The organism is Pseudoalteromonas sp. L21 (genome assembly GCF_021728035.1).
Lineage (GTDB): Bacteria > Pseudomonadota > Gammaproteobacteria > Enterobacterales > Alteromonadaceae > Pseudoalteromonas > Pseudoalteromonas arabiensis.
In genome coordinates this window covers 87355-112037 of sequence record NZ_JAKKCV010000004.1, presented here as the reverse complement: position 1 = coordinate 112037, position 24683 = coordinate 87355, and the positions used below count along the sequence as shown (strand labels likewise).

Here is a 24683-nt window from a genome sequence, read left to right as displayed (position 1 = left end):
TTATTACATGGTATAGGTCGGATTGCCTGAGTTTAACATAGTCCCCAGTAGTTTTTCGATTTTAGCATTCAAATTGGTTTTATCATCAATGAAACTTACACCAATTCCGGGAGGATTAGAGCTCTGAGCCCCTTGAGGTGTAATCCATGTTACCTTACCTGTAATTACATCATCTTCAAGGGCATCAGGCAATGTGACTTTCAATGCTAACGAATGCCCCATTTCAAAACGCATATTCGTGCGAACAAATAAACCACCGTTTTTCAAGTAAGGCATGTAACAGCGATATAGCTCGTCTAAGTCTTCAATATCTACTAGTAATTCTTGCACACTATGTCCTATTTTTGGCTCTCACGTAAAGTCAACGCTAACTGTGAAATGGCAAGTGACATATTTAAGCCAAGCACATGAGAACTATTATAAAGAAACTCAGAAAGTGCAGTTTGTGCTTTTTGATAGCTAAAAAAGTCCATACCTAATACTAATTGCGTTTTAAGGTGTTCAGTTAAAAACAGAGCAAATACATTAACAAGACTATGCTCTTTATTTAATATATCGACTAACGTGCTGAAATTATGGCTGTCTTTTATCTCAGTTGCAAATTTATAAAGTAAGTCAACAGACTCTAACTGATGCTCTTTATACCACTGTTCCACTAAAAGCGGTTGACTAGCAAATAATACTAACCAAGAGTAATTAGGAATACTCAAAGAGGCTAACCATTGTGTCGTAATTGAACTATCTACTTTGACTTCCTGCACTGCACAGCGACTTAGAATAGTCGCGGGCAATAAAGCTGTTTGCTCACAGGTTAAAAGTAAATAACGGTTCAAGCTTGGCTCTTCAAGTGTTTTTAATAAGGCATTTGCTGCCGCGGTGGTCATTTTATGACATTGTTCAAGAACAACTACTTTGTTGCCATTTTGTGCCGCGGAATGATTGATAAAATGAGTAATATCGCGAATTTCATCAACACCAATTGTTTGTCCATCAACTCTCACAATTCGCTTATCTGGATGCGTTCCTGCTTGATTAAGCTGACAACTTTTACAATGACCACACGCTCTTAATTGCACAGGTGAAGCACATAATAAACCATCAGCGAGTGAATCGACTAAATGGTGTTTGCCAACCCCTTTATCACCATTAAACAGCTGTGCATGATGAAAACGCTGCTGCGAAAAGCTTTGAGCTAATTGCTGGTACAGACCTTCAAGCCATGGCAAAGGCATATTAATTTAAACCTGCAAAAAAGTTGTCTAGCACCGTGATTATTGCCGCATGCACCTCGGGCATTGTTTGGTTGGCATCCACTGTTTTGATACTACTATCAGTTTTAGCAATTTCAAGGTAACGTTCACGAGTACGCTCAAAAAAGCCTAGCGCCTCTTGCTCGATACGATCAAGCTCACCACGGCCTTTGGCACGAGCAAGACCAATAGCAGGGTCAATATCTAAATAAAGGGTTAAATCTGGTTTTAACCCTTTTAATACCATATCAGCTAGAAATGATAACTTAGCCTGCTCAATACCGCGACCACCACCTTGATAGGCTTGTGATGAAAGATCATGGCGATCCCCCAAAACCCAAGTGCCTTTCTCAAGGGCTGGATTAATCACATTTGCAACTAACTGAGAACGTGCAGCGTACATAATCAATAACTCAGTTTCACCCGTTACTTGTTCTGTGTGGTCTTGCTTAACAATATTGCGAAGTTCTTCAGCCATTGGTGTGCCACCAGGCTCACGCACATTCATAAAATCGACTTGTTTGTTCTCTAAATAAGCTTGGCATACGGCTATTGCCGTTGATTTTCCAGCACCTTCTAGGCCTTCAATCACTATAAATTTCGCTGTCATATGACTCTATTCTGGTTATTTGTTCAACTGGTACTGCTGCACAGCACGGTTATGCTCTTGTAATGTCTTCGAAAATTGATGGCTACCATCCCCTTTCGATACAAAATATATATACTCAGACTCAGGCGGGTTAACCGCTGCAAGCAAAGCAGCTCGAGATGGCATTGCAATCGGAGTTGGCGGTAGTCCTTTAATTTTGTATGTATTATACGGCGTGTAAGTGGTTAAATCTTTACGCTTAATATCCCCGTCGAAATCAGCACCAATACCATAAATTACAGTTGGATCAGTTTGCAGTCGCATATTGCTTTTCAAGCGATTAGTAAACACCGCTGAAATCATAGGTCGCTCGCTTGCAAGGCCTGTTTCTTTTTCAATAATAGAAGCTAGGATCAACGCTTCATAGGGCGAATTTAATACTAAATCTTGCGCTCGATTTTGCCACGCAGCATCTAATTCTTGCTGCATTTTACTGTATGCACGTTTAAGAATACTGCTTGCGTTATCTTCACTATGATAGTGATAAGTATCTGGGAATAACCAGCCTTCTAAATTTTCTTGTGTGCTACTTATCTGCGTCGCTAAATTTTCTGTATCTAAATCTTGGGTTAAATACGCTTGCTTTTGAATATTGGCAACGACGTCACGAAGTGGCTGACCTTCAATAATTGTAAAAGAAAAGCTAACTTCTGCTCCCCGATTTATAAGGCGAATATTATCGACCACTGAGCGAGAGTTAAGCTCGTAAAGACCCGCTTTTAAATCAGTAAGCGTAGGATCTAATTTAGCGAGTACCTGAAACTTAAAGCAGCTATCAACCCAGTGATTTGTTTGCCATGCTTTGCAAAGCTGATTAAAGCCAGTGCCACGCTCTACTTTGAATAAAGTATTGTTTTCAACTTTTAACGGCATTTTCAATGCTGATTGAAGTTGTTGATAACCAATACCACAACATAGCAATGCTAATAATAGCACGCTAACAATGACTTTAATCACTGACTCTCCTTGGCAAATTGCGCCTTTAATAATGCTTTACTGCGCGTAATATCAAATTGTGTATCAGCAATGTTTGCTACAGGAACCACGCCCATTAAACTGTTACACATAAACACTGCATCCATCGCTAAAAACTCATCAACTTGGATTGCTTTAAACTTAATGGCTAACTTATCACATAAAGCGCGTAGATAAACCCCTGTGATGCCACAGCAGTCTAACTTGGGGGAAACGATTTGACCGTCTTTAATCGCAAATAGATTTGCTACAGAGCACTCAATCACATTGTCATCATAATCAAGCACTATAACGTCATCACACTCGATGGAGTGCATGTGATGTTTGATAAGCACCTGCTCTAAGCGATTCAAGGTTTTTAGTCCAGCAAGTAAAGGTTGATGTGAAAGCCTGACGTCACTGATTGCTAGGCTTACACCCTGCTCTTGCCAATTTTTATAATGTGAAACCTGAGGTAATACGCTGATCAGCACTTGGACAGTTGGCTCGTCAGGTAAACCATAACCCCGTCCACCTGCGCCACGGGTGATGACAACTTTTAATATCCCAGTTTGTGTATCGCAAATTGCTTTGTTAACTACTCGCTCTATTTCGTTTAAATCTAATTCAGGGAAAAATAATCGCTCAGCGCATTCAACTAAACGCGCTTTATGTAAGTCCCAATGCTCAATGCAAGCATCAACAATAGAAGCTGTTGTAAAAAAGCCATCACCATAATTTAAGCCACGATCTTGGGTGCTTATTGTGGAGTCTGAATTGGTTATTTTTATTGTTTGTTTTAATTTGCTCATACAAAAAAGCCCAGTTAAACAACTGGGCTCTTCTTTTTAGTCCGTTGTTAAAAAGAATTATACCTTTTTAAACAGCAACGAGCCATTAGTACCGCCAAAACCAAATGAATTACATAGTGCGTAATCCAATTTAGCGTCACGTGCAGTGTGCGGTACATAATCTAAATCACAGCCTTCATCAGGGTTATCAAGGTTGATCGTAGGGCTTACTTTTTGATCAACCAGTGACAAGATAGTAATGATCGACTCTACCGAGCCTGCCGCACCTAACAAGTGACCCATCATTGATTTAGATGAACTTACCATCACATCTTTCGCCGCATCACCAAAAATAGTTTTAACGGCTGAAGTTTCGGCTTTATCGCCTGCATTAGTCGATGTACCATGAGCATTAATGTAACCCACTTGGTCTGCATTAACTTGTGCATCATTTAGTGCATTTTCCATCGCAAGGGCTGCGCCTGCACCGTCTTCCGGTGGAGACGTCATGTGATAGGCATCACCACTCATACCAAAACCGACCAGTTCAGCGTAGATTTTCGCGCCACGTGCTTTTGCATGCTCATACTCTTCCAGTACAATTACACCTGCACCATCAGCAAGTACAAAACCGTCACGGTCTTTATCCCAAGGGCGTGATGCTGCTTGTGGATCGTCGTTACGAGTTGATAATGCACGTGCAGCATTAAAGCCACCCATACCAATTGGTGTAGACGCTTTTTCAGCACCACCGGCTACCATTGCATCTGCATCGCCGTATGCAATCATACGCGCAGCATGACCAATGTTATGTAGGCCTGTGGTACAGGCTGTAACGATTGAAATATTAGGACCACGTAAACCGTGCATAATCGATAAATGACCAGAGATCATATTGATAATGGTCGAAGGCACGTAAAACGGGGAAAGCTTACGCGGACCGCTGTTTAATAGTTTAATGTGGTTTTCTTCAATTAAAGTTAAACCACCGATGCCAGACCCCACTGCTACACCAACACGCGTGGCGTTTTCTTCAGTGATCTCTAGACCTGAATCTTGTAGTGCTTGTACACCCGCTGCAATGCCATATTGGATAAACAAATCCATTTTCTTTGCATCTTTCGGTGACATGTAAGCTGATGCATCAAAGTCATTCAGCAAACCTGCGAATTTGGTGCCGAAACTTGAGGTATCGAAATGCGTGATAGTTTGAATACCACTTTTACCGTTTAACAAACCTTGCCAAGTAGATTCAACATCATTACCTAGCGGTGTCAACATTCCTAAGCCAGTTACGACGACTCGACGTTTAGCCACGGGTTGCCTCCAATAAGGAAATTATTTTAGGTGGGGTGTATACCAAATTTATTAGTATCATTCTTCAGATAGACTAAGGGCAGCGTAATGCTGCCCTTAAAATCAAAATGCGTAAAATTACTCAGCGTGAGCTGTAACGTAATCGATTGCAGCTTGAACTGTAGTGATCTTTTCAGCTTCTTCGTCTGGGATCTCAGTGTCGAACTCTTCTTCAAGAGCCATTACTAGTTCTACAGTATCAAGTGAATCAGCACCTAAGTCATCTACGAAAGAAGCTTCATGTTTTACTTCTTCTTCTTTAACACCTAGTTGCTCAATGATAATTTTCTTTACGCGTTCTTGGATGTCGCTCATTCTTCTTTCCTTTATTAAAAACGCCAATGCGTTATTTTCAGATTGCGGCGTAGTTTACGCCGCATAATTCTGTGATTCAAGGATTTGCTGATAATAACTTATCTGGTCAAACCTCTTGATTGGTATTTGTTCATTTATCGCTTATTTTCACAGCGAATTCAAGTATGTTTAAAGCAAGATCACAAAAAATTCAATATTTTTCGATAAACTTTCGTTAGCTTTTTTAAGCTAACATTCATTAAACCATATACATCGCACCATTTACATGCAATGTTTCACCTGATACATACGCCGCTGCATCGGATGCTAAATAACACACAGCTGCTGCGATTTCGTCAGGTTGACCAAGGCGACCTGCAGGTACATTTGCAAGCGTAGCTGCTTTTTGCTCTTCAGTCAGCTCGTCGGTCATATCGGTTTGAATAAAACCCGGTGCAACAACGTTTACTGTAATGCCACGTGATGCCACTTCTCGCGCTAATGACTTAGTAAAACCAATTACGCCAGCTTTGGCTGCAGCATAGTTAGCTTGACCCGCATTACCCATCGTGCCCACAACAGAACCGATATTAATGATACGGCCATTTTTCTTTTTCATCATAGGACGTAAAACAGCCTTAGATAAACGGAAAATTGAGCTTAGATTAGTATCGATGATGTCATCCCACTCACCGTCTTTCATACGCATTAATAAGTTATCACGCGTGATACCGGCATTGTTAACTAATACATCGATATCACCTAAATCAGCCTTTATAGCAGCAAGTGTTGCCTCAATTGACTCAGGATCTGTTACGTTAAGTGCATAACCTTTACCATTGTCGCCTAGGTATTCGCTGATTTTAGCAGCACCTGATTCGCTTGTTGCAGTACCCGCTACTTTTGCACCTTGTGCAACTAACGTCTCTGCAATCGCTTTACCAATACCACGGCTTGCACCAGTGATTAGGACAACTTTGCCCTCAAGAGAAAATAAATTTGTCATTCTATTCCTACTTATTTCGCTTCATCAATCGTAGCCTGCGTATTAACCGCAGCGCATACCATTGCTTTATCAATTCGTTTCGCAAGGCCCGTTAATACTTTACCTGGGCCAAACTCATAACTTTGTGTAATACCTTGTGCAACCAATGCTTGTACTGTCTCAGTCCAGCGTACTGGGCTGTAAAGTTGACGTACTAATGCATCTTTAATTGCTTCACTTGACTGCTCTGCTTTCACATCAACGTTGTTGATTACATCACACTTAGGTGTATTAAATGTTAAAGCAGCTAAATCAGCAGCTAATTTTTCAGCGGCTGGTTTCATTAGTTCACAGTGAGAAGGCACGCTTACTGCCAGTGGTAAAGCGCGTTTAGCACCTGCTTCTTTACATGCTTCTGATGCACGTTCAACCGCGGCTTTATGACCTGCAATAACAACCTGACCGGGTGAGTTGTAGTTGACTGGTGAAACAACTTCACCATTGGCTGATGCTTCACACGCTGCTTTAATTTCATCATCACCTAAACCGATGATTGCAGCCATAGAACCAACACCCGCAGGTACTGCTTCTTGCATGTATAAACCACGATTTTCAACGAGTTTAACGGCTTCGCTTAAGCTTACGACGCCAGCACACACTAGCGCTGAATACTCGCCTAAGCTGTGACCAGCCATAACAACCTCAGCATCAGGGTTTGCATCTAACCATTGACGGTAAATAGCAACACTGGCAGTTAAAAGTGCCGGTTGTGTACGATGGGTTTGATTTAATTCTTCTTCTGGACCATTTAGTACAAGCGCAGCGAGATCATAGCCAAGAGCCTCAGATGCTTCAGCAAATGTTGCTTTAGCAATTTGTGAATCAGCTAATAGTTCAGATAACATACCCACAGTTTGTGAGCCTTGACCTGGGAATACGAGTGCAATTTTATGTGCCATACTTAGCTCTTATAATTAAACAAAAAAATATTCTCTAGCAGGCAGCATAACAAGTTTTAACTATGCTGCACTACTTTGTTGTTGGATGTGTTTGCTCAAAAATCGCAGCGATTTTTTCAGGGAGTTGGCGTTCGACTTCCCGCGCGGCTTCATCAATAGCAGCATGAAACGCCTTCGCAGAGGCATTACCATGGCTTTTAACAACAATACCGCGCAATCCTACCAGACTTGCGCCGTTATACTGGTCGGGGTTCACCCGTTTGTAGAGCTTTTTTATTACTGGACGCAGTAAAAAAGCCAAACTTTTGTATAAGAAATGCTTGTGTAAGGCTTTGGTGAGTTTATGCATAATAAGCTTGGCAATACCTTCACAGGTTTTAAGTGCCACATTACCTACAAATCCTTCGCACACAATTACATCGGCTTTGCCACTGAAAATATCACTGCCTTCACTATACCCTGTATAGTTGAGATATTTACACTGCTGCATTAACTGTGCAGCTTGTTTTATTCCTTCATGCCCTTTGATGTCTTCAGAGCCAATATTCAATAAACTGACTCTTGGGTTTTCGCAACCAAGAGCTTGCCCTGCTACCACAGAACCCATAATGCCAAATTGATAAAGCGTTTGCGCATCGCAATGCACATTCGCCCCTAAATCAAGTAAGTAAACAGGTGTTTTCCGTTCAGTTGGAACAGCAGAAATAAGGGCAGGACGCTTTACGCCTGGTAGCATTTTCAATACATAATGCGCCATAAAAAACAACGCGCCCGTATTACCGGAGCTTACACAGGCCTGCGCTTCACCCGATTTAACTAAATCGAGGGCAACTCGCATTGATGAATCTTTTTTAGAACGAACCGCTGAAGCAGGCTCACACGCATTTGTGACAACTTCGCTACAATGGCGAATAATTAAACGAGGATGAGATAACGAATCGAGTGCTTCGAGTTCTTTTAGAATAACTTGCTGATTACCACATAAGATGAGTCTTAAGTTGGTATTAGCATTTACCGCGTTGACGGCAGCGGGGATAGATGAACGGGGGCCATAATCGCCCCCCATCATATCTAACGCTATGGTTAGATTGGTCAGCATATAGCAATCTCTTAGTTAGAAATTACTTTAACGCCTTTGTAGTAACCGTCAGCAGTTACGTGGTGACGACGATGAGTCTCACCAGAAACTTGATCTACAGTTAAAGTTGGACCATTGATCGCATCGTGTGAACGGCGCATGCCGCGTCTTGCACGAGACTTTTTGCTTTTTTGTACAGCCATTAGTCTTCTCCTAAGAATCTTTCTTAAGTTGTTTCAAAATATCAAATGGATTTGGTTTGTCATCTTCTGCTGCTAATTTACCAAAGCTTGAAGGCTCTGATGAATAACTGCACGAGGCTTCGTTGTGTGTAGGCACTATTGGAATAGCTAAAATCAATTCGTCTTCGATTAACTCAAACACGTTAATTTCACCGTTTTCGTCCAGTTCTACTTCATCGTAACCTGCAGGAAGATGATCTGACTCTGCATCCAAACCGACTGGCGAATACACAAAGTCTTGATCCAAATCCAACCCTAAATCACCATTGCATCGTTGACAAGTTACGGTTACGTGTACTGATAAATTACCACTTATCACTACTAAACCTTGATCATCAATTTTGCAATGAATCTTTACCGCTATTTCACCTGCTTCTTCCTGCACAACTTGCTCTAAACGAGAAAGTTTTTCAAGCGGAACAATACCGTCATAAGATAAACGATGTTGTGCTGCTTTGCTGGGATGAAGAGTGATGGGAATTTTCACCTTTTGCATAGGGGCTGCATCATATAGATAGTTAGTAAGTTAGTCAAAGTAAAAAACCATTTTTAGTCGGTTTTTAACGATCTTCCGCTTTGTTTTCGGGTTCATTGTGACTTATCCTTGGCAAAATACAATTTTCATCCAGAATTTTTTATGAAACCAACACTTATATTAGCGTCAAGCTCACCATTTAGACAGCAATTATTAACTAAGTTCAACTTACCTTTTCAAAGTTTCTCTCCAGAAATTGATGAATCCCCTATCGCGGGTGAAACACCTGAGCAACTGGTAAAGCGTTTAAGCGAACAAAAAGCCCGTGTAGCAACACAGCATTTTGATGAAGGTTTAGTAATAGGCTCTGATCAGGTTGCAGTATTTGACAATGCGATTTTAGGAAAGCCCCACACTAAAGACAATGCAGTTGCACAGTTATCCTCATTCAGTGGTCATACGGTGACATTCTTAACGGGTTTGAGTGTTTTTGATATCAAAAGCAATAAAGCGATTACCACTGTGGTGCCTTTTGAGGTGACATTCAAAACACTGACACTTGCGCAAATAAATGCTTATTGCGATGCTGAGCAGCCTTATAACTGCGCAGGCAGCTTTAAAAGCGAAGGGTTAGGTATTTGCTTATTTGAAAAGCTCAGTGGCGATGACCCAAATACACTGATAGGTCTGCCACTGATCACTCTAACTAAACTACTGGCTGAATTTGATGTTGATGTGCTGATGCTTCAGGAGGCGTAGTTAAAACGTGTAGCAATTGTTGGTATGAATCAACAACACATAACGGCGTATGTTGCTCTAACTGCGCCTTACTATGTGCACCGAAACTGACACCAATACAGGCAATACCCGCAGCATTAGCCATTGCCATATCCAATTGACTGTCACCAATCATCACAGCGTCGTGCTTAGCTATGTCTTGCTCGCGTAAAATTTGCTCAAGCATATCTGGTGATGGCTTCGACTTAGCATCATCAGAGCACTTTATATTAACAAAGTACTTACCAAGTCCTGATTCTTTAAGTAACCTATCGATACCTTCACGCCCTTTACCGGTAGCCACTGCCAATTGCATACCTGCGTCGCTTAGCTGATTTAATACCGTTTCTACATCAGCGAATAACGGTGTAGGTGTGACATCTAGCTCACGGTACTGCGCTTTATAGCCTGCGACTAGTTCATCATTTAAGTGTAAATGGGCAGGGAAAAGTGCTTCAGTCGCTTTGACTAGCGATAAGCCAATCACATCTTTTGCTTGCTGCTCTGTTGGTATATCGATACCCAACTGTTTGGCAGTATTTTGCAAACACGTAACAATTTTCGGCACAGAGTCCATTACTGTGCCATCCCAATCAAAAATAACCAGCTTAAATTTGTTCATTATCAGCACGTAGTTTTTTAATACAGTTACTTAACGCTTTGTCTAATGGCGCTTCAACATGCATGGTTGTTTCGTTTTTAGGATGCATAAAGCTTAAATCATGGGCATGTAAAAACAAACGATTTAAACCAGTCAGCTTATTCACGTATTGATCAAACTCTGCGACACCGTATTTATCATCACAGGCAATAGGATGCCCCTTACATTGTGTATGCACACGAATTTGGTGAGTACGACCCGTAACTGGAGACGCTTGCACTAATGAACACTCTGCGTAACGCTCAAGCACACGAAAACGAGTATGCGATGGTTTACCTTCCGTGTTATCAACACGCACAACGCGCTCACCAGACTTCAACGTGTTTTTACGAAGACCCTCGGTGACATTTTTGGTTTTTGCATCCCACTGACCATCCACTAATGCCCAATAGTTCTTTTCCATGGTTTTTTCACGTAGCTGCCTGTGTAAATCAGTCAACACTGAACGCCTTTTAGAAATCAACAAACAGCCTGAAGTGTCACGGTCCAAGCGATGAACAAGTTCTAAGCTACGCTCTTCAGGGCGAAGTACACGCAGTGCCTCAATTAAGCCATAACTTAGGCCACTACCGCCATGCACGGCCATACCTGAAGGCTTATTAATCACCATCAAATACTTATCTTCAAATAAAATAGCGTCTTCAAGCTGTTTAACTTTGTCGAGCTTTTTAGGTACAAATTCTTCTTTTTCAGCCACTTTAATTGGCGGGATTCTGACAACATCATTAAGTTGTAACTTATAAACTGGTTTTATACGTTTTTTATTTACTCGCACTTCGCCTTTACGAAGAATTTTATACACTGCACTTTTAGGCACACCTTTTAGGTGAGTTATAAGAAAGTTATCAATGCGTTGACCCAAATGGTCTTCACTGATGGTAACGAATGATACTTGTAAGCCGGTTTTTTCTGACATTGCCTAATCACTGATTTAAGTAAATAATTTAGTTGCTAACGCGGTTGTAATAGTGGGATAATCACTAACGCAACGTAAGTTTGCAATTAACAACGGTGCTTTTTATCACATTAATACATTCGTGATGCATATTCTGGGTTGCCGATCATACAGATCCGCGCTAAGTTTTCCAAAGCTTTTATAACCACCCAGCCAACACGAGCGTTCAATTATCGGCGATGCGCGTAATATATTGCCTGCATAATTTGAGCACGAATGTTGATTAATGATTAAAAAAGCAATTGAACAGATAAATTGTCTGATAGTGACGACGTAAAAACGTCGTTCAGAATTTACAGTTGTAGCAAGACATTGAATTACAATTTGAACATGGTCGACTTCTGGACAGAACTCGTAATAAAGAGCCGTAGATAAGAACGGCAGTTTTGGCACCGAAAAGAATTTAATAACGTGACAGCATGTTATTGTCAGCCACACCATAGACACGCTCAATGTATGCATACAATAAAGGTTTTTGACCTTAACCAGTCGTGAGATTGCACAAAAATAACCGTCAAAAGCTACTGAACAGACGAGATAAATCGTCATGTCAGCGACAGAATTAGTAGAGTAACAATATGAAACGTATGCTAATCAATGCGACGCAGCAAGAAGAAATGCGTGTTGCACTGGTTGATGGCCAGCGCCTATATGATTTAGATATCGAAAGCCCAGGTCACGAACAAAAAAAAGCCAACATTTACAAGGGTAAAATCACCCGTATCGAACCATCTCTTGAAGCAGCCTTCGTTGATTATGGCGCTGAAAGACATGGTTTTCTACCATTAAAAGAGATCGCACGTACTTACTTCCCGCAAGGTTATACTTTCCAAGGTCGTCCGAATATTCGTGACGTAATTAAAGAAGGTCAGGAAGTTATCGTCCAAGTTGATAAAGAAGAACGTGGCCAAAAAGGTGCTGCGTTAACAACCTTTATCAGCGTTGCTGGTAGCTACTTGGTACTGATGCCAAACAACCCGCGTGCTGGTGGTATTTCACGCCGTATCGAGGGTGACGAGCGTACTGAATTAAAAGAAGCACTAAGCCGTTTAGAATTACCGAAAGGCATGGGCTTAATTGTTCGTACAGCCGGTGTTGGTAAATCATTTGAAGAACTTGAGTACGATTTAAAAGCACTGTTAGTTCATTGGGAAGCAATTCAGCAAGCTGCCGATAGCGGCCCTGCTCCATTTTTAATTCACCAAGAAAGCAACGTTATTTTCCGCGCTATTCGTGACTATCTACGTCGTGATATTGGTGAGATTTTAATTGATAAAGCACGCGTATTTGAAGAAGCAAAAGCGCACATTGAACGCTTCCGCCCTGACTTCATGAGCCGTGTGAAACTGTATCAAGGTGATGTGCCTTTATTCACGCATTACCAAATCGAAAGCCAAATTGAATCAGCCTTCCAACGCGAAGTTCGCTTACCGTCAGGTGGCTCAATTGTTATTGACCCAACAGAAGCATTAACATCTATCGATATCAACTCATCAAAAGCCACAAAAGGCGGCGATATCGAAGAAACTGCGCTTAATACAAACTTAGAAGCGGCTGACGAGATTGCCCGTCAATTACGTTTACGTGATTTAGGTGGTCTTATTGTTATTGATTTCATCGATATGACTCCACCTCGTCACCAACGTGAAGTTGAAAACCGTTTAAAAGATGCGGCGCGTCCAGACCGTGCTCGCGTACAAATTGGTAAGATCTCTCGCTTTGGTCTACTTGAAATGTCACGTCAACGCTTACGTCCATCATTAGGTGAAGCAAGCCAAGGTCCTTGTCCTCGTTGTAGCGGCCAAGGTACTATTCGCTCAAATGAGTCTATTGCCCTTTCAATTCTTCGTTTACTTGAAGAAGAAGCGATTAAAGACAACACATCGCAAGTGAATGCGCAAGTACCTGTTGCTGTTGCCGCTTATTTGTTAAATGAAAAGCGCCGTAGCGTTCACCGTATTGAAAAGCGCCATAATGTTGATGTCGTAATTATTCCAAATCAGCATTTAGAAACACCTCATTATGAAGTGGTTCGCTTACGTAAAGATGAAACGATTGAAACCGTAAGCTACGAACAAGTCGTTGCGCCTGAACCAGAATCATTCGAGATGGCTAAGTCACCTTCTGCACCTGTTCGTGAAGAGCCTGTGTTGAAAGGTGTGGTTATGCCTACAACACCAGCTCCTCAAGCGGCACCAAAAGCTGAGCAACCGGCTCCTGTAGTTAAGAAACCTGAAGGTGGTTTATTTGCTGCGATTGGTAAGTTCTTCAAGTCGTTATTCAGCAATGCCGAAGATGAAGCAGAAAAAGAGCAAGAAGAGAAAAAAGCAGCGCAAAGACGTAGCAATAATCGTCGCAACAACGACAACCGTCGTCGTAGTAACAATCAACGTCGTCGCAATTCTCGTAATAAACGTCCTGATGATGCGCAAGCTAAAGAAGAAAGCACAAACACTTCGAATAAGCCTGAGCAAAAAGAAGGAAACGAGAATCGCAACAAGCGTCGTCGTAATTCTAACAACAGAAAACGTAATGAAAAACGTAATGATGATGTTGAACAAACGACAAAAGACACTGCACAAGAAAAGCAATCTGAGCAACCAAAAGAGACAAAGCCTAAGGTTCGTCGTCAACGTCGTAACTTACGCAAAAAAGTTCGCGTAACAGACGAAAGCGCAGATGAAGCAAATACAGTACACACTACGACTGAAACAGTTGAGCAAGCAGCTAAAGCTGAGAAACCAGCTAAGCCTGTAAAAGAAGCTGTAGCTGTTGAGACTGAACAGGCAGAACAACCTGTTGCTGAAAAGCAAGCACCTACAGAACCTGTAAAAGCTGACACTGAGCCTAAACAAGCTGAGCAAGCTGAATCAGTGATTGAAACATCAACTGAAGAAGAGCAAGCCCAACCACGTACTCGCTCTCGTCGTTCGCCGCGTCACCTTCGTGCCGCTGGTCAACGTCGTCGTCGCCCAGAGCACGATGAAAAATCGAGTGATGAGAAAACTGATGCACCAGCATTCATCCCAGTTGCAGATCAAGCTGCTGCTGAATACGAAGCTGAACTAAAGGCAAAGCAAGCTCAAACTGAAGAACCAGTAAAAGCTGAAGAGCCAGTGAAAGCTGAAGAGCCAGTGAAAGCTGAAAAGCCAGTTAAAACTGAAGAACCAGTGAAAGCTGAAGAACCAGTAAAAGCTGAAGAACCAGTGAAAACTGAAGAACCAGTGAAAACTGAAGAACCAGTAAAAGCTGAAGAGCCAGTACAAGCTGAAGAGCCAGTGAAAACTGAAGAACCAGTAAAAGCTGAAGAGCCAGTACAAGCTGAAGAGCCAGTACAAGCTGAAGAGCCAGTACAAGCTGAAGAACCAGTACAAGCTGAAGAACCAGTTCAAGCTGCAGAACCAGTACAAGCTGAAGAACCAGTACAAGCTGAAGAGCCAGTACAAGCTGAAGAACCAGTGAAAGCTGAAGAACCAGTAAAAACTGGAGAGTCAGCACAAGCTGAACAGCCTGCTAAAAATGAGAAAACAATTTTAGTGAAAGGTTCAGCAAGCGCTGTAATGGCTAAACCTGCACCAGTTGCAGATAGTGAGCCAGAGCCTACTCCAGCGGCAATGGCACATGATAAACGTGTTACTATTCCAGACAGCGGCCTGCGTGCTGGTTCAATCAAGCCTGCAGGAAAAGCGAGTGCTGAAATGGCGAAAACAATGCTAGTAGACTAATTAAGCTCAGCAAACAAATGAAGCCGCGTTATCAACATAACGCGGCTTTTTTATTTTTACTGAGTTACATAAATATCAACGCACTTAATAAGCGTAGTAACGGTCTAACTTAAATTTCAACCTTATTGATCTGAACTTGTGGTTGTACGTTTGTAAAATTCGGTAAATCTGCAAGGATCTCCTCTGCATGAGGGCTAAACGAATCCTCAAATGCTTTTAAAGAATCAAACATCAAATGTCCAATCGCGATAAAGGCAGGTTTTTCATTAATAGTCCCGCCCGATAAACCAGAATCAACACTGACTCCAATCAGCGCATCCCCCAATAATCCTGAGACGAGTGGAAAATGAGTATTTACATAATAATTTATGTCAAAGAATGCCTTGTCACTATTAGGATACATAACACTTACTTTTATCATTGTTTTCACCTTTAGTTGTAAAGTTAACCCTAGAGTCGAACACACACAAAACCTAAATAAGGTACATAAACCTACTGTATGTTGGGAAAAGTTACAATGGTCTTTTAAGATAGGATTTAAAAACTAAGTTAGTTGATAACGCTGACCACAGAGCAATAGTAAATTAACGAAGAAACACAAAGGCAATACAAATACTGTGTTAAATTGAAGGCCTTGTGAAAGAATTAGCTCACAGATATACGCCTTGTGCCTATTTCATTAGCTGTACCACCGACAATAACCTTCTTAATTTGCCTATTATTAGATTCAACTGACGCAGTAATTAATGAAGAGCAGCCCATTGCTCGCCCTTGCTCAAATACAAAGTGATTATTCGAATTTCTAAAAACATGCTTTGTTAAATAACAGGCAAGCGCCCCACTCGCACTACCTGTTGCGGATTCCTCCGAAATACCAAATAAAGGCGCAAAATTGCGGCAACTTGCGGTTATAGTGCTTTGCGTGTTTTCAAGCTCAAAGGCGTGAATGCCTACCACATTATGTATTTTACTAAAATCAGCAATTAAAGAATCATCGCAACTTATCTTATCGAGTGTTCCATAAGGTACAGGCACAATTATATCTGCCAGGCCTGTTGATATAACCTCAATAGGCATCTTGGTTGATGATAATACACTCACATCAAGCCCGATTAGTTTTGCTATTTCATCGTATCTGAACGTGCCTAAAAACTGCGGTAAGGCTTGCTCCATGGTAACTAGGCCACTTTCATCAATGCTAACGCCAAGTAAACCTGCTTTGGTTCTCTGTGTATAGCTGCCTGCTTTAACAAGGCCATGTCGAAACAAAGTTGAAAACACAGCGAGTGTTGCATGACCACAAAAATCGACTTCAGTAGTGGTGGTAAAAAATGATACCGCAAAATCAGCTTCAGGATCGCGTGAAACAAACGCCGTTTCTGAAAAGCCGATTTCCTGAGCTATTGCTAATTTCTTATTATCAGAAAGCGCATCGGCATTTAGAACAACACCAGCAGGATTCCCACCGCTCTCCTGTGCAGTAAACGAGTTAACTAAAAATGCTGTTACTACCATTAGCTGGTTCTCTTAATAAAATGAGTTAGTATCGCCACGGTACTTACTTCATGCTAACGTAATGTGATGTTAGCTCCTTGTAGTTTAGTATCCATAGTGACTGTTTTTGATAAAGTATGTAAATAAAAAATGTCTAATAATCAAATACAATACTACCTATCGGGAGGTCCAATTATTGCTCATTTGAATCTGACATCAACAAGTTTGTTAACTACACCCAAATATCATTAACAGCCGTTAGTTCACCACCTGTATCACCGGTATTTACAACGCCTTTCGGCTCAACAAGCATTATTTTGCATTCCCTTATAGCTCTAGGTTTATGCTCAACACCCTTTGGAATGACAAACAGTTCTCCCGATGTTAGGCTTACCGCACCATCTCTGAACTCAATGTCTAACTCACCTTCAATGACAATAAATACTTCGTCAGTATCAGGGTGATCATGCCAAACAAACTCTCCTTCAACTTTAGCGAGTTTAAACTGATAGTCGTTCATTTCAGCTATGACACGTGGCGACCAATGATCACTAAATTTAGAAAATTTATCTTTAAAATTTATTGCCTTATAAGTCATAGTATCCCTTTAATAATTATTCAAACGGTTCGTTGGCATGGTAGTAAATTCGTCCACGCCAACCATAAGCTCAGACCACTGAATTGCTGTGCTAGTGCACTAAATAAATTAAATGTGCAAGATCGATAAAGCACTCAAACCCGCCATTCTTAGCTCGCTTTTAAGCTAATAGCTTAAAGCTCGCTCATCCCTTTTCTTGCTCCATAAAGCGCTGCAACTGGTCTTTCAGATTAGGCGGAATGCCTTTTATCACTAGCGTATCAGTTGCTTCGTTGTACGTTACACGTTCACCTAAATGTTTACGCTCAAAGCTGACACTGACGCCACCACCCATACCTGAAAATTTCACCATGCTGGTCACGGTCTTTTTATCTACAGGGAACGACTCTTCTAAGTCGTAGCTCTGCTCCTGGCAAAAGCTCTCAAATGGACTATCGTCACTTTTTGATAATGTAGCCGACAGCTCTTTAACATTGGCATCTTCCCCTGTCGTTACGCAGTCATTACAATAATCAAAAACTTGTTTGCGTAGCTCGTCTTTTTCTGACTTATCGTATTGCTGTTCTGATAAATAATCTTCTACGGCATTTAGCATCACTTGACTTTGTTGCTTAGGATCAATTCCCTCTTCACAGCCTAAAAAGTCTAAAAAGAAATCTGCGACTTTGCGACCCGCACGACCTTTAATGAAAGAAATGTAACGATTATCCTCTGGTTGCGTATCCCATGCGGTTAAGTCAACACGTGCAGCCAATTGCATACGAGAAATATCTAAGTGACGCGACGATGCTAAATCAAGCTCAGACGTAATTGAGTAATGCTCTTTGATGTTGATCATAGCAATCAACAGAAAGTCACTTGCCACATACTGATAATGACAAAAAACTAAATAACCTGTTTCATTAAAGGCATACTTATTGAGCTCTTCTTTTAATACGTTAGTTGCTTGCTCGGTCATATGCCAAAAGCCGAGCTCATCATTGCGGTAGCTTTGCATCGCTGATGCAACCACACTGTTTTTATCGCCGCTAAACGCGCAATAACCTTTCCCCGGTTTTCCATTGTATGCATGGTGTAACTGTTCAATAAATACAGCAACTTTGTCGTTAACAACCATCTCATCATTGCGTAAATGAATTTCTGTATCGTCGTCCTTTTTGTCTACATAATGAACGACTAATTTTTTAACATCTATTGTCATCTTTGTTTTTCACGCCTCTGGTGTTAAAATACGGGAATATAACTCTTTTTATCGAACCAACTGATGCCTATCATATCAAAATATTCCAATGACCAAGTAGAACAAATCGTAGATCAGCTGATTGATGTACTGACAGAGCATAAAGCGCCTGTTGATTTAAGTCTTATGTGTTTAGGAAATTCTATCACGCATATTTTAAAAGAGCATGTCCCGTCAGAGAAAAGACAAGCTGTTGCCGACAACTTTGCAAAAGCATTAGCACAGTCGGTTAAATAATATTTATGAATTTATCGCAACAAAGTCAATTCTCATCAAAAGTAAGTCAGCTTTTAAGCTGGGGGCACTGGTTTACCTTCGCAAATATCGGCTTAGTGTTATTTATTAGTCTGAGTTATTTATTTGCAGACAGCGCACCGACCACCTTTATGGGGGTTGTGTATATGTTGGTAACCTGGTTAAGTCATACAAGCTTTATTACTTTTATTGCCTTTGTTTTAACGATATTTCCATTAAGTTTAGTCTTTCCATACCCGCGACACATACGCGGTATGGCCGCTCTAATAGCCACCGTTGGGGCATCACTTTTAACGCTTGATGCCTATGTCTATTTTAATTTAGGGTATCACTTAAACTCGTCTGCATTACCTGAAATTGTCTCATTGTTATGGCATCGTTTAACCAGCTCTCCTGCACTTACAACCTTACTTGCAGGCGGTATTGTGCTGCTTATTCTCGCGTTTCAGTTACTTGTGAGTAATTATACTTGGCATCACCTTGCCCGTTTAAAGCAATACAAATTCGCACGTTATGCAACTAGCACTATTTTAGTGTGTTTTGCACTCAGCCATAGTATTCATATCTGGGCTGATGCTAACTTAAAGTTTGATATTACCAAACAAGATAATGTACTCCCGCTGTCATACCCAACAACAGCCAAAAGCTTATTAGCTAAAAACGACTTACTCGATATAGAAAGCTATAAAGAAGCGCACGATGTAAGGCTCGACCCTCATAACGTCGGCTATTTACCACCTTCGCCTATTGAACAATGTAGTGTAGAGACTGCCGCTAAAGTAGATATTTTAGTCTTTTCAGATAATCAAGCATTAGAGCAGTTTGTAGCCGGTGAGCCGACTTTACGCAAAACGGACTTATTTCTTCAACCTATTGAAACAGAAGACACACTATTTAGTTTGTTATACGGCTTACCTGCTTTTTATAAAGCCCCTATTATTACTAATCAGCAATTGCCGCTATGGGTTAATGAAAAACGTTCATTGCATGTAGAAGGCTTTAATCAATTCGATTATGTGAATATTACTCAGTCAGATGCCGCCGTTAGACTTATTAATGCGTCGAACACAACCAACGTTCGTGAAGATGCAACCACCATTTTTGCATTTAGCCTAGCACAGCAAAACAACGGTATAGTAACAACCTCAAGACTTTATAGCTCAGATAAAAAAGTTGTCCAAACTGACGGACTTATTCAGCCAAGTGATATTATCGCAACAAGCATTGGGCAATATCTTGGCTGCCAAAGCTTAGCTAAACAAACAATGCTGGGTAGTAATTTGTATAAACGCCATGACGACACAGGTGTAAACTATTCTCAAAATGTCTTTATTGCATTTAAAAAGGATCGGATCACACTAATAGATTCAGATGGCAACTTTAAAAATATATCGGCCGCACAGGGTTTTGCTATTGAGCAAGGACTCGACATTCCATTTTTAGTACAGAGCATAAAAAAACTAAAACGCTTTACCCCTTAATATGCTAAAAATGACGGCTTAATTATAGTTACTCAACACTATTAATTTAGAGGACATGGATGTCATGAAAGCCGTAATCCTTTTTTTATTTAGTTTTCTGTTTTTTATCTACCCTACAAAACAGTTTGCAGCTCAATACTATAAGTGTACGACAGATAAAGGCACTATTTTTAGCCAACAACCTTGCGGTAGCCGCGCAACTAAACACACCATCAATGTAACTGACCCTAATATTGAAGCACCGAAAGACTTTGTTAAGCAGTTAAACGAATTAGAGCGCCAGCAAATTGTTCGTAACCTTGAGGCTGAAATACGCAGTAATAAACACAAGCTTGCCATTTTAGACCGTGAGCGTGATCGCGCCCAATTTCAGCAAGAGCAACGCCTTAACAGAATATTATCTGATCAAGACAAAAAGCGAATCGAAAAAGACATCAAGCAACAGCTAAAATCAATTAATAAGCAATACAAACAAGATGTTGACGTGTTAACTAAAAAACTCGCTGGATTAGAAAAAAAGTTAAAGCGATATAATTAGTTATGTTTAACTATTGGGTTTCATGATTAAATAACATATTCTTAACACGCTAGAGTTAAAGCTCTAATATAAGTGTATTGAGTTTTTAAGAAGGGGTTTATATGCAACCACAACATATTGCAGAGCTAATTTTATCTGGCTTTCGCAATCACTATAAACTTTTTCAAGCAATAACAGCTAAAGCCCCCTATGCCTTTGCTCAGCAAAATTGGCAAAAGATTAATGAAATTAGCAAACTCAGGATCAGCCATTACGATGATCGGGTAAACGAAACAATTACAAAACTAAAATCGTTAAACGAGCAGCAAATCATCGAGCTTGATCAAACATGCTGGTTAGAAACCAAGCAAATCTATCAACATTTTTTAAGTTTCCACCCACAAGCAGAACTTGCCGAAACATTTTATAACTCCGTTTTTTGTCGACTATTTCATCGTCGCTATTTTAACAATAATTTTATTTTCGTCGAAGCAACACTCGCTGATGCACCTGCGCTTCCTGTTGAGGCTGAATATAGAAGCTATTTTCCTGTTGTTGATGGCTTAAGACCGACTATTCGCAAAATCATCACCCAATTTGATTTTAAGGCGCCATTCGTGGATTTAGAACGCGACATCCGCCTACTGGTAAAGGCCTTTTATAAACAAGCACCCGATACACATCATCAAGCGTGGCAAATGCGTTTTGATATCCTGCAAGCACCTTTTTACCGTAATAAAGCTGCCTACATTGTTGGTCGTGTGGTGTCACAAAGTGGTGTGCAGCCTTTCATTATTGCCGTTTTACACCATGAAGACAAAGGCCTGTATCTGGATGCGCTACTGACCAAGTCATCACAAATGCGAGTTATTTTTGGCTTCGCACGTGCTTATTTCATGGTTGAAACCCATGCGCCATCGGCACTCGTTCGCTTTCTAAACCAACTTATGCCAAATAAGACCTTAGCGGAGCTATACAATGCTATTGGCTTTCACAAACAAGGCAAGACAGAATTCTATCGTGAATTTTTAAGTCACTTAAACCATTCTAAAGACAACCTCATTATAGCCCCAGGTACACCGGGGATGGTGATGATGGTATTCACTCTTCCCTCGTTTGGTTACGTATTCAAAGTGATTAAAGACACCTTTGGCGAAAGCAAACCGTTTGGCCGTGATACCGTATTGAAACGCTACCAACTCGTTAAAAGCCATGACCGCGTTGGTCGAATGGCAGATACAATAGAGTATTCGAACGTCGTATTTCCTCTTGCTCGCTTTGATAGTAAATTACTTGAAGAGTTACATAAAACAATTGGCTCTTCGATGATTATTGAGGGCGAGTGGCTGATTATTAAACATTTATATATTGAAAGGCGAATGACCCCCCTTAATATGTACCTTGAGAATGCCACTGAGCAACAAGCGTTTGAAGCCATTGAAGAGTACGGCCAAGCTCTTAAAGAAATGATTGCCGTCAACATTTTTCCAGGTGACATGCTCTTAAAAAACTTTGGGGTGAGTAAACACAATCGCGTTATTTTTTACGATTACGATGAAGTTCAGTATTTAACTGATATGAACTTTAGAGCATTGCCAAAAGCAAAATCATATGATGATTATCTAACAAATGAGCAAAGCTACTCAGTTGCGCCACAAGATGTTTTCCCTGAACAATTATGCACCTTTGTCACGGCAAACCCTGTATATAAGCAATACTTGCTGAGTACTCATCCAGAGCTTGAAGACCCAGAGTTTTGGCAACAAGCGCAAAAGAATATAAAACAAGGCAAGGTGAGTCATATTTACCCGTACCCTGCCGGACAACGGTTTATCCATTATTGGTAAACACTAAGGACATGCAATGAATATAAGTAAAATAGATTTAAACTTACTTGTTTACCTCGATACGCTGCTTAGGGAGTGTAATGTAACAAAAGCAGCCAACCAGCTGAGTATAACTCAGCCAGCAATGAGTAACGGCCTCAAGCGTCTTCGCAATTTATTTAACGATCCTATCTTAGTTCGCACCAGTGAAGGTATGGTTCCAACTGAACGTGCTAAAGAACTGCAACCTGTGATCCGCGGCATTTTAATGACGTTAGAAGAAACGCTTGCCCCTAACCGCGAATTTGAAGCATCGCAAAGTAAGCGAGTCTTTCGTATCATGGCCAGTGACTACGCTGCAAGCACCCTCGCACCACGCTTACTGAGTAAATTACACGAAGAAGCACCGGATACAACATTAGATATCTTAACACCAAGCGATGTGACCTTTCATGATGTTGAAAACGGTAAAGTTGATATGGCTATAAATCGCTTTGAAAACTTACCACAATCATTTCATTATAAGCAGATTTGGAAAGATAGCTTTTGTTGCTTAGTAAAAGCCGATAATCCTATTATTGAAGACTTTAGCCTTGATAGCTATTTAAAAGCCCGCCATATCTGGGTAAGTAAAACAGGATTTGGTGTTGGCGTGGGTATGGATCCTAAAGATGTACAAAAGCTTGGCTGGGTAGATGAAGCACTTGCTCATTTTGGTAAGCACCGGAATATTGCAACCTTCACACGTAATTATCATGTAGCCATTCACTTAGCAAAAGAACAAAACCTGGTTGCAACTCTGCCTTCAAAAGCTGCCAATATATACCTAGATGACCCTGGTTTAACGATTCTTGAGCCACCCTTCCCTATTCCTCCATTTGAGCTCGATATGATCTGGAGCCCTTTATTACACCGTGATGCCAGTCATATATGGTTACGTCAAAAAGTGGCTGAAGTAGCAGATGAGCTTAAGTAACATTTTACCTATTAATTTGTAATTATTGCTGATGTTTGCTCTCTCGAGGACACATCAGCCCCTTTCTTATCTCTTTATAATTTTTCAAGCCTTTGAAAATAAAAAGCTTATAAATAATTAACGACTATGGAACGTGTCTTGCTCTAATTTATATGCATTGTTTTTAAGTTATTAAATTTAAATTTTAAAGAGGTCATTATGCAAACACATCAAGGACATGACGTTCATCATATTGCAGATATCATTCAAGTTATGAACAGTGGTATCGATTTTTATGAAAAAGCACAGGAAAAGGTTGAAGATCCAGCCATAATTGCACTATTTCAACGCATGATAGATGCTCGTAAAGTAAGTATAGAGCGCTTACAACCTTACGCCATCAATGAAACCGGTGAACGCGAAAATGGCTCTGCATTTGCTGTAGAAGCACGTAAAGCCTATACCGCGTTAATCACTAAACTTGGCGCTGATAAAGATAAAACCTATGTTGATGAGCTTGAAGAAGTTGAAGACAAAACACTTGCTGAAATTAAGCACGCACTCGACAAGCCTCAGCCACACGACTGTGAAGCAGCGTTATCAAAAACACTGCTAACTATTCAAAGCTGTCACGCTGAAATGAGTAAGCTTAAAAAACACTAACTTGCTAACTAATCAAAGCCCAGTTCAGCTGGGCTTTTATCTATTTAGATATTGGTTTGTATTTTATCTGAAATTTTAACCATTAATCTAACAGACAGCTATGTACCATTTTGAACTGTTCGACTACTTAGAAATCAACAACGCCCCATATGGGACATAGTAAGCTTGACTAGAATTATCATAGAATGACCGTCGGCCAAACTTTATACATCTAATCAAAAATGCCTTGTTGTAAGTTCATTTATCTAGACTTGGCTTGACTAATTTATCAATAAGATATTTTGTCCGAACCTTATCCATTGTTAATCCTTTACAAGTTTTGATGTTATTAGCAATAAACAGCTCTGATATCGCACCAGTTAAATCATCTGTTTCTTTTTGCAGCACAAAGTAAATCTGTTTGGTAGCTTCCACAAACTCTTTATTGTAAGTAAATCCGTATCCCTTCATAAACGGAACTACTTTATACCCGACTAATCTCTGCTTGTTTTTACATTTTCGAG

27 protein-coding genes are annotated in these 24683 nt (G+C 40.6%); 8 read left to right on the top strand and 19 right to left on the bottom strand.

Translation table 11 applies throughout. The annotated features are described in order from the left end of the window. Window positions 1-3 precede the first annotated feature (3 nt). The 12 genes from L3V41_RS12315 to yceD form a co-directional block, all read right to left on the bottom strand. On the bottom strand, window positions 4-330 hold the full coding sequence (locus tag L3V41_RS12315) for a PilZ domain-containing protein (protein WP_062569227.1): 327 nt from the start codon (window positions 328-330) through the stop codon (window positions 4-6). 8 nt (window positions 331-338) lie between these two features. After that, window positions 339-1232 (bottom strand): DNA polymerase III subunit, encoded by an 894-nt coding sequence (locus L3V41_RS12310; protein WP_237127837.1) that lies wholly within the window; start codon window positions 1230-1232, stop codon window positions 339-341. Between the two features lies 1 nt (window position 1233). Beyond that, the gene (gene tmk / locus L3V41_RS12305) at window positions 1234-1860 is read right to left on the bottom strand and encodes a dTMP kinase (protein ID WP_237114145.1); all 627 of its coding nucleotides are present in this window, start codon (window positions 1858-1860) and stop codon (window positions 1234-1236) included. 15 nt (window positions 1861-1875) lie between these two features. Further along, window positions 1876-2856 (bottom strand): endolytic transglycosylase MltG, encoded by a 981-nt coding sequence (gene mltG / locus L3V41_RS12300; RefSeq protein WP_237127836.1) that lies wholly within the window; start codon window positions 2854-2856, stop codon window positions 1876-1878. Next, complete coding sequence (pabC, locus tag L3V41_RS12295) at window positions 2853-3665, bottom strand: aminodeoxychorismate lyase (RefSeq protein ID WP_237114147.1); 813 nt, start codon at window positions 3663-3665, stop codon at window positions 2853-2855. Before pabC ends, mltG begins: the two co-directional genes overlap by 4 nt. Window positions 3666-3722: 57 nt before the next feature. Continuing rightward, window positions 3723-4961, bottom strand: a complete 1239-nt coding sequence (gene fabF / locus L3V41_RS12290; RefSeq protein WP_054554715.1) for a beta-ketoacyl-ACP synthase II — start codon at window positions 4959-4961, stop codon at window positions 3723-3725. A 117-nt stretch (window positions 4962-5078) separates the two neighbouring features. Continuing rightward, window positions 5079-5315 (bottom strand): acyl carrier protein, encoded by a 237-nt coding sequence (gene acpP, locus L3V41_RS12285; protein ID WP_016707440.1) that lies wholly within the window; start codon window positions 5313-5315, stop codon window positions 5079-5081. A gap of 238 nt (window positions 5316-5553) precedes the next feature. Beyond that, window positions 5554-6300, bottom strand: a complete 747-nt coding sequence (gene fabG, locus L3V41_RS12280; RefSeq protein ID WP_062569232.1) for a 3-oxoacyl-ACP reductase FabG — start codon at window positions 6298-6300, stop codon at window positions 5554-5556. 11 nt (window positions 6301-6311) lie between these two features. After that, on the bottom strand, window positions 6312-7238 hold the full coding sequence (gene fabD / locus L3V41_RS12275) for an ACP S-malonyltransferase (protein ID WP_193988904.1): 927 nt from the start codon (window positions 7236-7238) through the stop codon (window positions 6312-6314). Window positions 7239-7308: 70 nt separating this feature from the next. After that, on the bottom strand, window positions 7309-8337 hold the full coding sequence (gene plsX / locus L3V41_RS12270) for a phosphate acyltransferase PlsX (RefSeq protein ID WP_062569234.1): 1029 nt from the start codon (window positions 8335-8337) through the stop codon (window positions 7309-7311). Window positions 8338-8348: 11 nt separating this feature from the next. After that, window positions 8349-8519 (bottom strand): 50S ribosomal protein L32, encoded by a 171-nt coding sequence (rpmF, locus tag L3V41_RS12265; protein WP_062569235.1) that lies wholly within the window; start codon window positions 8517-8519, stop codon window positions 8349-8351. 10 nt (window positions 8520-8529) lie between these two features. Next, the gene (gene yceD, locus L3V41_RS12260; RefSeq protein ID WP_062569236.1) at window positions 8530-9054 is read right to left on the bottom strand and encodes a 23S rRNA accumulation protein YceD; all 525 of its coding nucleotides are present in this window, start codon (window positions 9052-9054) and stop codon (window positions 8530-8532) included. Window positions 9055-9195: 141 nt separating this feature from the next. Between yceD and L3V41_RS12255 the strand changes: the two genes are divergently transcribed. Further along, the gene (locus tag L3V41_RS12255; RefSeq protein ID WP_062569237.1) at window positions 9196-9792 is read left to right on the top strand and encodes a nucleoside triphosphate pyrophosphatase; all 597 of its coding nucleotides are present in this window, start codon (window positions 9196-9198) and stop codon (window positions 9790-9792) included. On the opposite strand, the gene L3V41_RS12250 is transcribed toward L3V41_RS12255, so the two are convergent. Both L3V41_RS12250 and rluC read right to left on the bottom strand, forming a co-directional pair. Next, window positions 9740-10432 (bottom strand): HAD-IA family hydrolase, encoded by a 693-nt coding sequence (locus L3V41_RS12250; RefSeq protein WP_237127835.1) that lies wholly within the window; start codon window positions 10430-10432, stop codon window positions 9740-9742. The genes L3V41_RS12255 and L3V41_RS12250 overlap by 53 nt on opposite strands. Next, a complete protein-coding gene (gene rluC, locus L3V41_RS12245) occupies window positions 10419-11387 on the bottom strand; it encodes a 23S rRNA pseudouridine(955/2504/2580) synthase RluC (RefSeq protein WP_237127834.1) in 969 nt (322 codons plus the stop codon). The genes L3V41_RS12250 and rluC overlap by 14 nt, the downstream gene beginning before the upstream one ends. A gap of 617 nt (window positions 11388-12004) precedes the next feature. On the opposite strand from rluC, the gene rne reads away from it, so the two are divergent. Continuing rightward, complete coding sequence (gene rne, locus L3V41_RS12240; protein WP_237127833.1) at window positions 12005-15151, top strand: ribonuclease E; 3147 nt, start codon at window positions 12005-12007, stop codon at window positions 15149-15151. 109 nt (window positions 15152-15260) lie between these two features. On the opposite strand, the gene L3V41_RS12235 is transcribed toward rne, so the two are convergent. From L3V41_RS12235 to yejK, 4 genes are all read right to left on the bottom strand, one after another. After that, window positions 15261-15572 (bottom strand): EthD family reductase, encoded by a 312-nt coding sequence (locus L3V41_RS12235; protein WP_062569241.1) that lies wholly within the window; start codon window positions 15570-15572, stop codon window positions 15261-15263. A gap of 224 nt (window positions 15573-15796) precedes the next feature. After that, a complete protein-coding gene (locus tag L3V41_RS12230; RefSeq protein WP_237114152.1) occupies window positions 15797-16666 on the bottom strand; it encodes a PhzF family phenazine biosynthesis protein in 870 nt (289 codons plus the stop codon). A 211-nt stretch (window positions 16667-16877) separates the two neighbouring features. Beyond that, window positions 16878-17243: a cupin domain-containing protein gene (locus tag L3V41_RS12225; RefSeq protein WP_237127832.1), complete on the bottom strand. Its 366-nt coding sequence runs from the start codon at window positions 17241-17243 to the stop codon at window positions 16878-16880. Window positions 17244-17427: 184 nt separating this feature from the next. Next, entirely contained in the window at window positions 17428-18444 is a 1017-nt protein-coding gene (gene yejK / locus L3V41_RS12220) for a nucleoid-associated protein YejK (RefSeq protein ID WP_193988910.1), read from the bottom strand. Window positions 18445-18507: 63 nt separating this feature from the next. Between yejK and L3V41_RS12215 the strand changes: the two genes are divergently transcribed. From L3V41_RS12215 to L3V41_RS12190, 6 genes are all read left to right on the top strand, one after another. Continuing rightward, on the top strand, window positions 18508-18720 hold the full coding sequence (locus tag L3V41_RS12215) for a DUF1414 domain-containing protein (protein WP_054554702.1): 213 nt from the start codon (window positions 18508-18510) through the stop codon (window positions 18718-18720). A 5-nt stretch (window positions 18721-18725) separates the two neighbouring features. Continuing rightward, the gene (locus L3V41_RS12210) at window positions 18726-20219 is read left to right on the top strand and encodes a DUF3413 domain-containing protein (protein ID WP_130150032.1); all 1494 of its coding nucleotides are present in this window, start codon (window positions 18726-18728) and stop codon (window positions 20217-20219) included. Window positions 20220-20283: 64 nt separating this feature from the next. Then, the gene (locus tag L3V41_RS12205; RefSeq protein WP_193987395.1) at window positions 20284-20757 is read left to right on the top strand and encodes a DUF4124 domain-containing protein; all 474 of its coding nucleotides are present in this window, start codon (window positions 20284-20286) and stop codon (window positions 20755-20757) included. Window positions 20758-20858: 101 nt separating this feature from the next. Then, entirely contained in the window at window positions 20859-22583 is a 1725-nt protein-coding gene (gene aceK, locus L3V41_RS12200) for a bifunctional isocitrate dehydrogenase kinase/phosphatase (protein ID WP_237127831.1), read from the top strand. A 16-nt stretch (window positions 22584-22599) separates the two neighbouring features. Then, complete coding sequence (locus L3V41_RS12195; protein WP_062569248.1) at window positions 22600-23538, top strand: LysR family transcriptional regulator; 939 nt, start codon at window positions 22600-22602, stop codon at window positions 23536-23538. 198 nt (window positions 23539-23736) lie between these two features. Next, entirely contained in the window at window positions 23737-24180 is a 444-nt protein-coding gene (locus L3V41_RS12190; protein WP_062569411.1) for a PA2169 family four-helix-bundle protein, read from the top strand. A gap of 237 nt (window positions 24181-24417) precedes the next feature. Here L3V41_RS12190 and L3V41_RS12185 read toward each other — a convergent pair whose 3' ends face one another. After that, complete coding sequence (locus L3V41_RS12185; protein ID WP_237127830.1) at window positions 24418-24630, bottom strand: hypothetical protein; 213 nt, start codon at window positions 24628-24630, stop codon at window positions 24418-24420. Window positions 24631-24683: the final 53 nt, after the last annotated feature.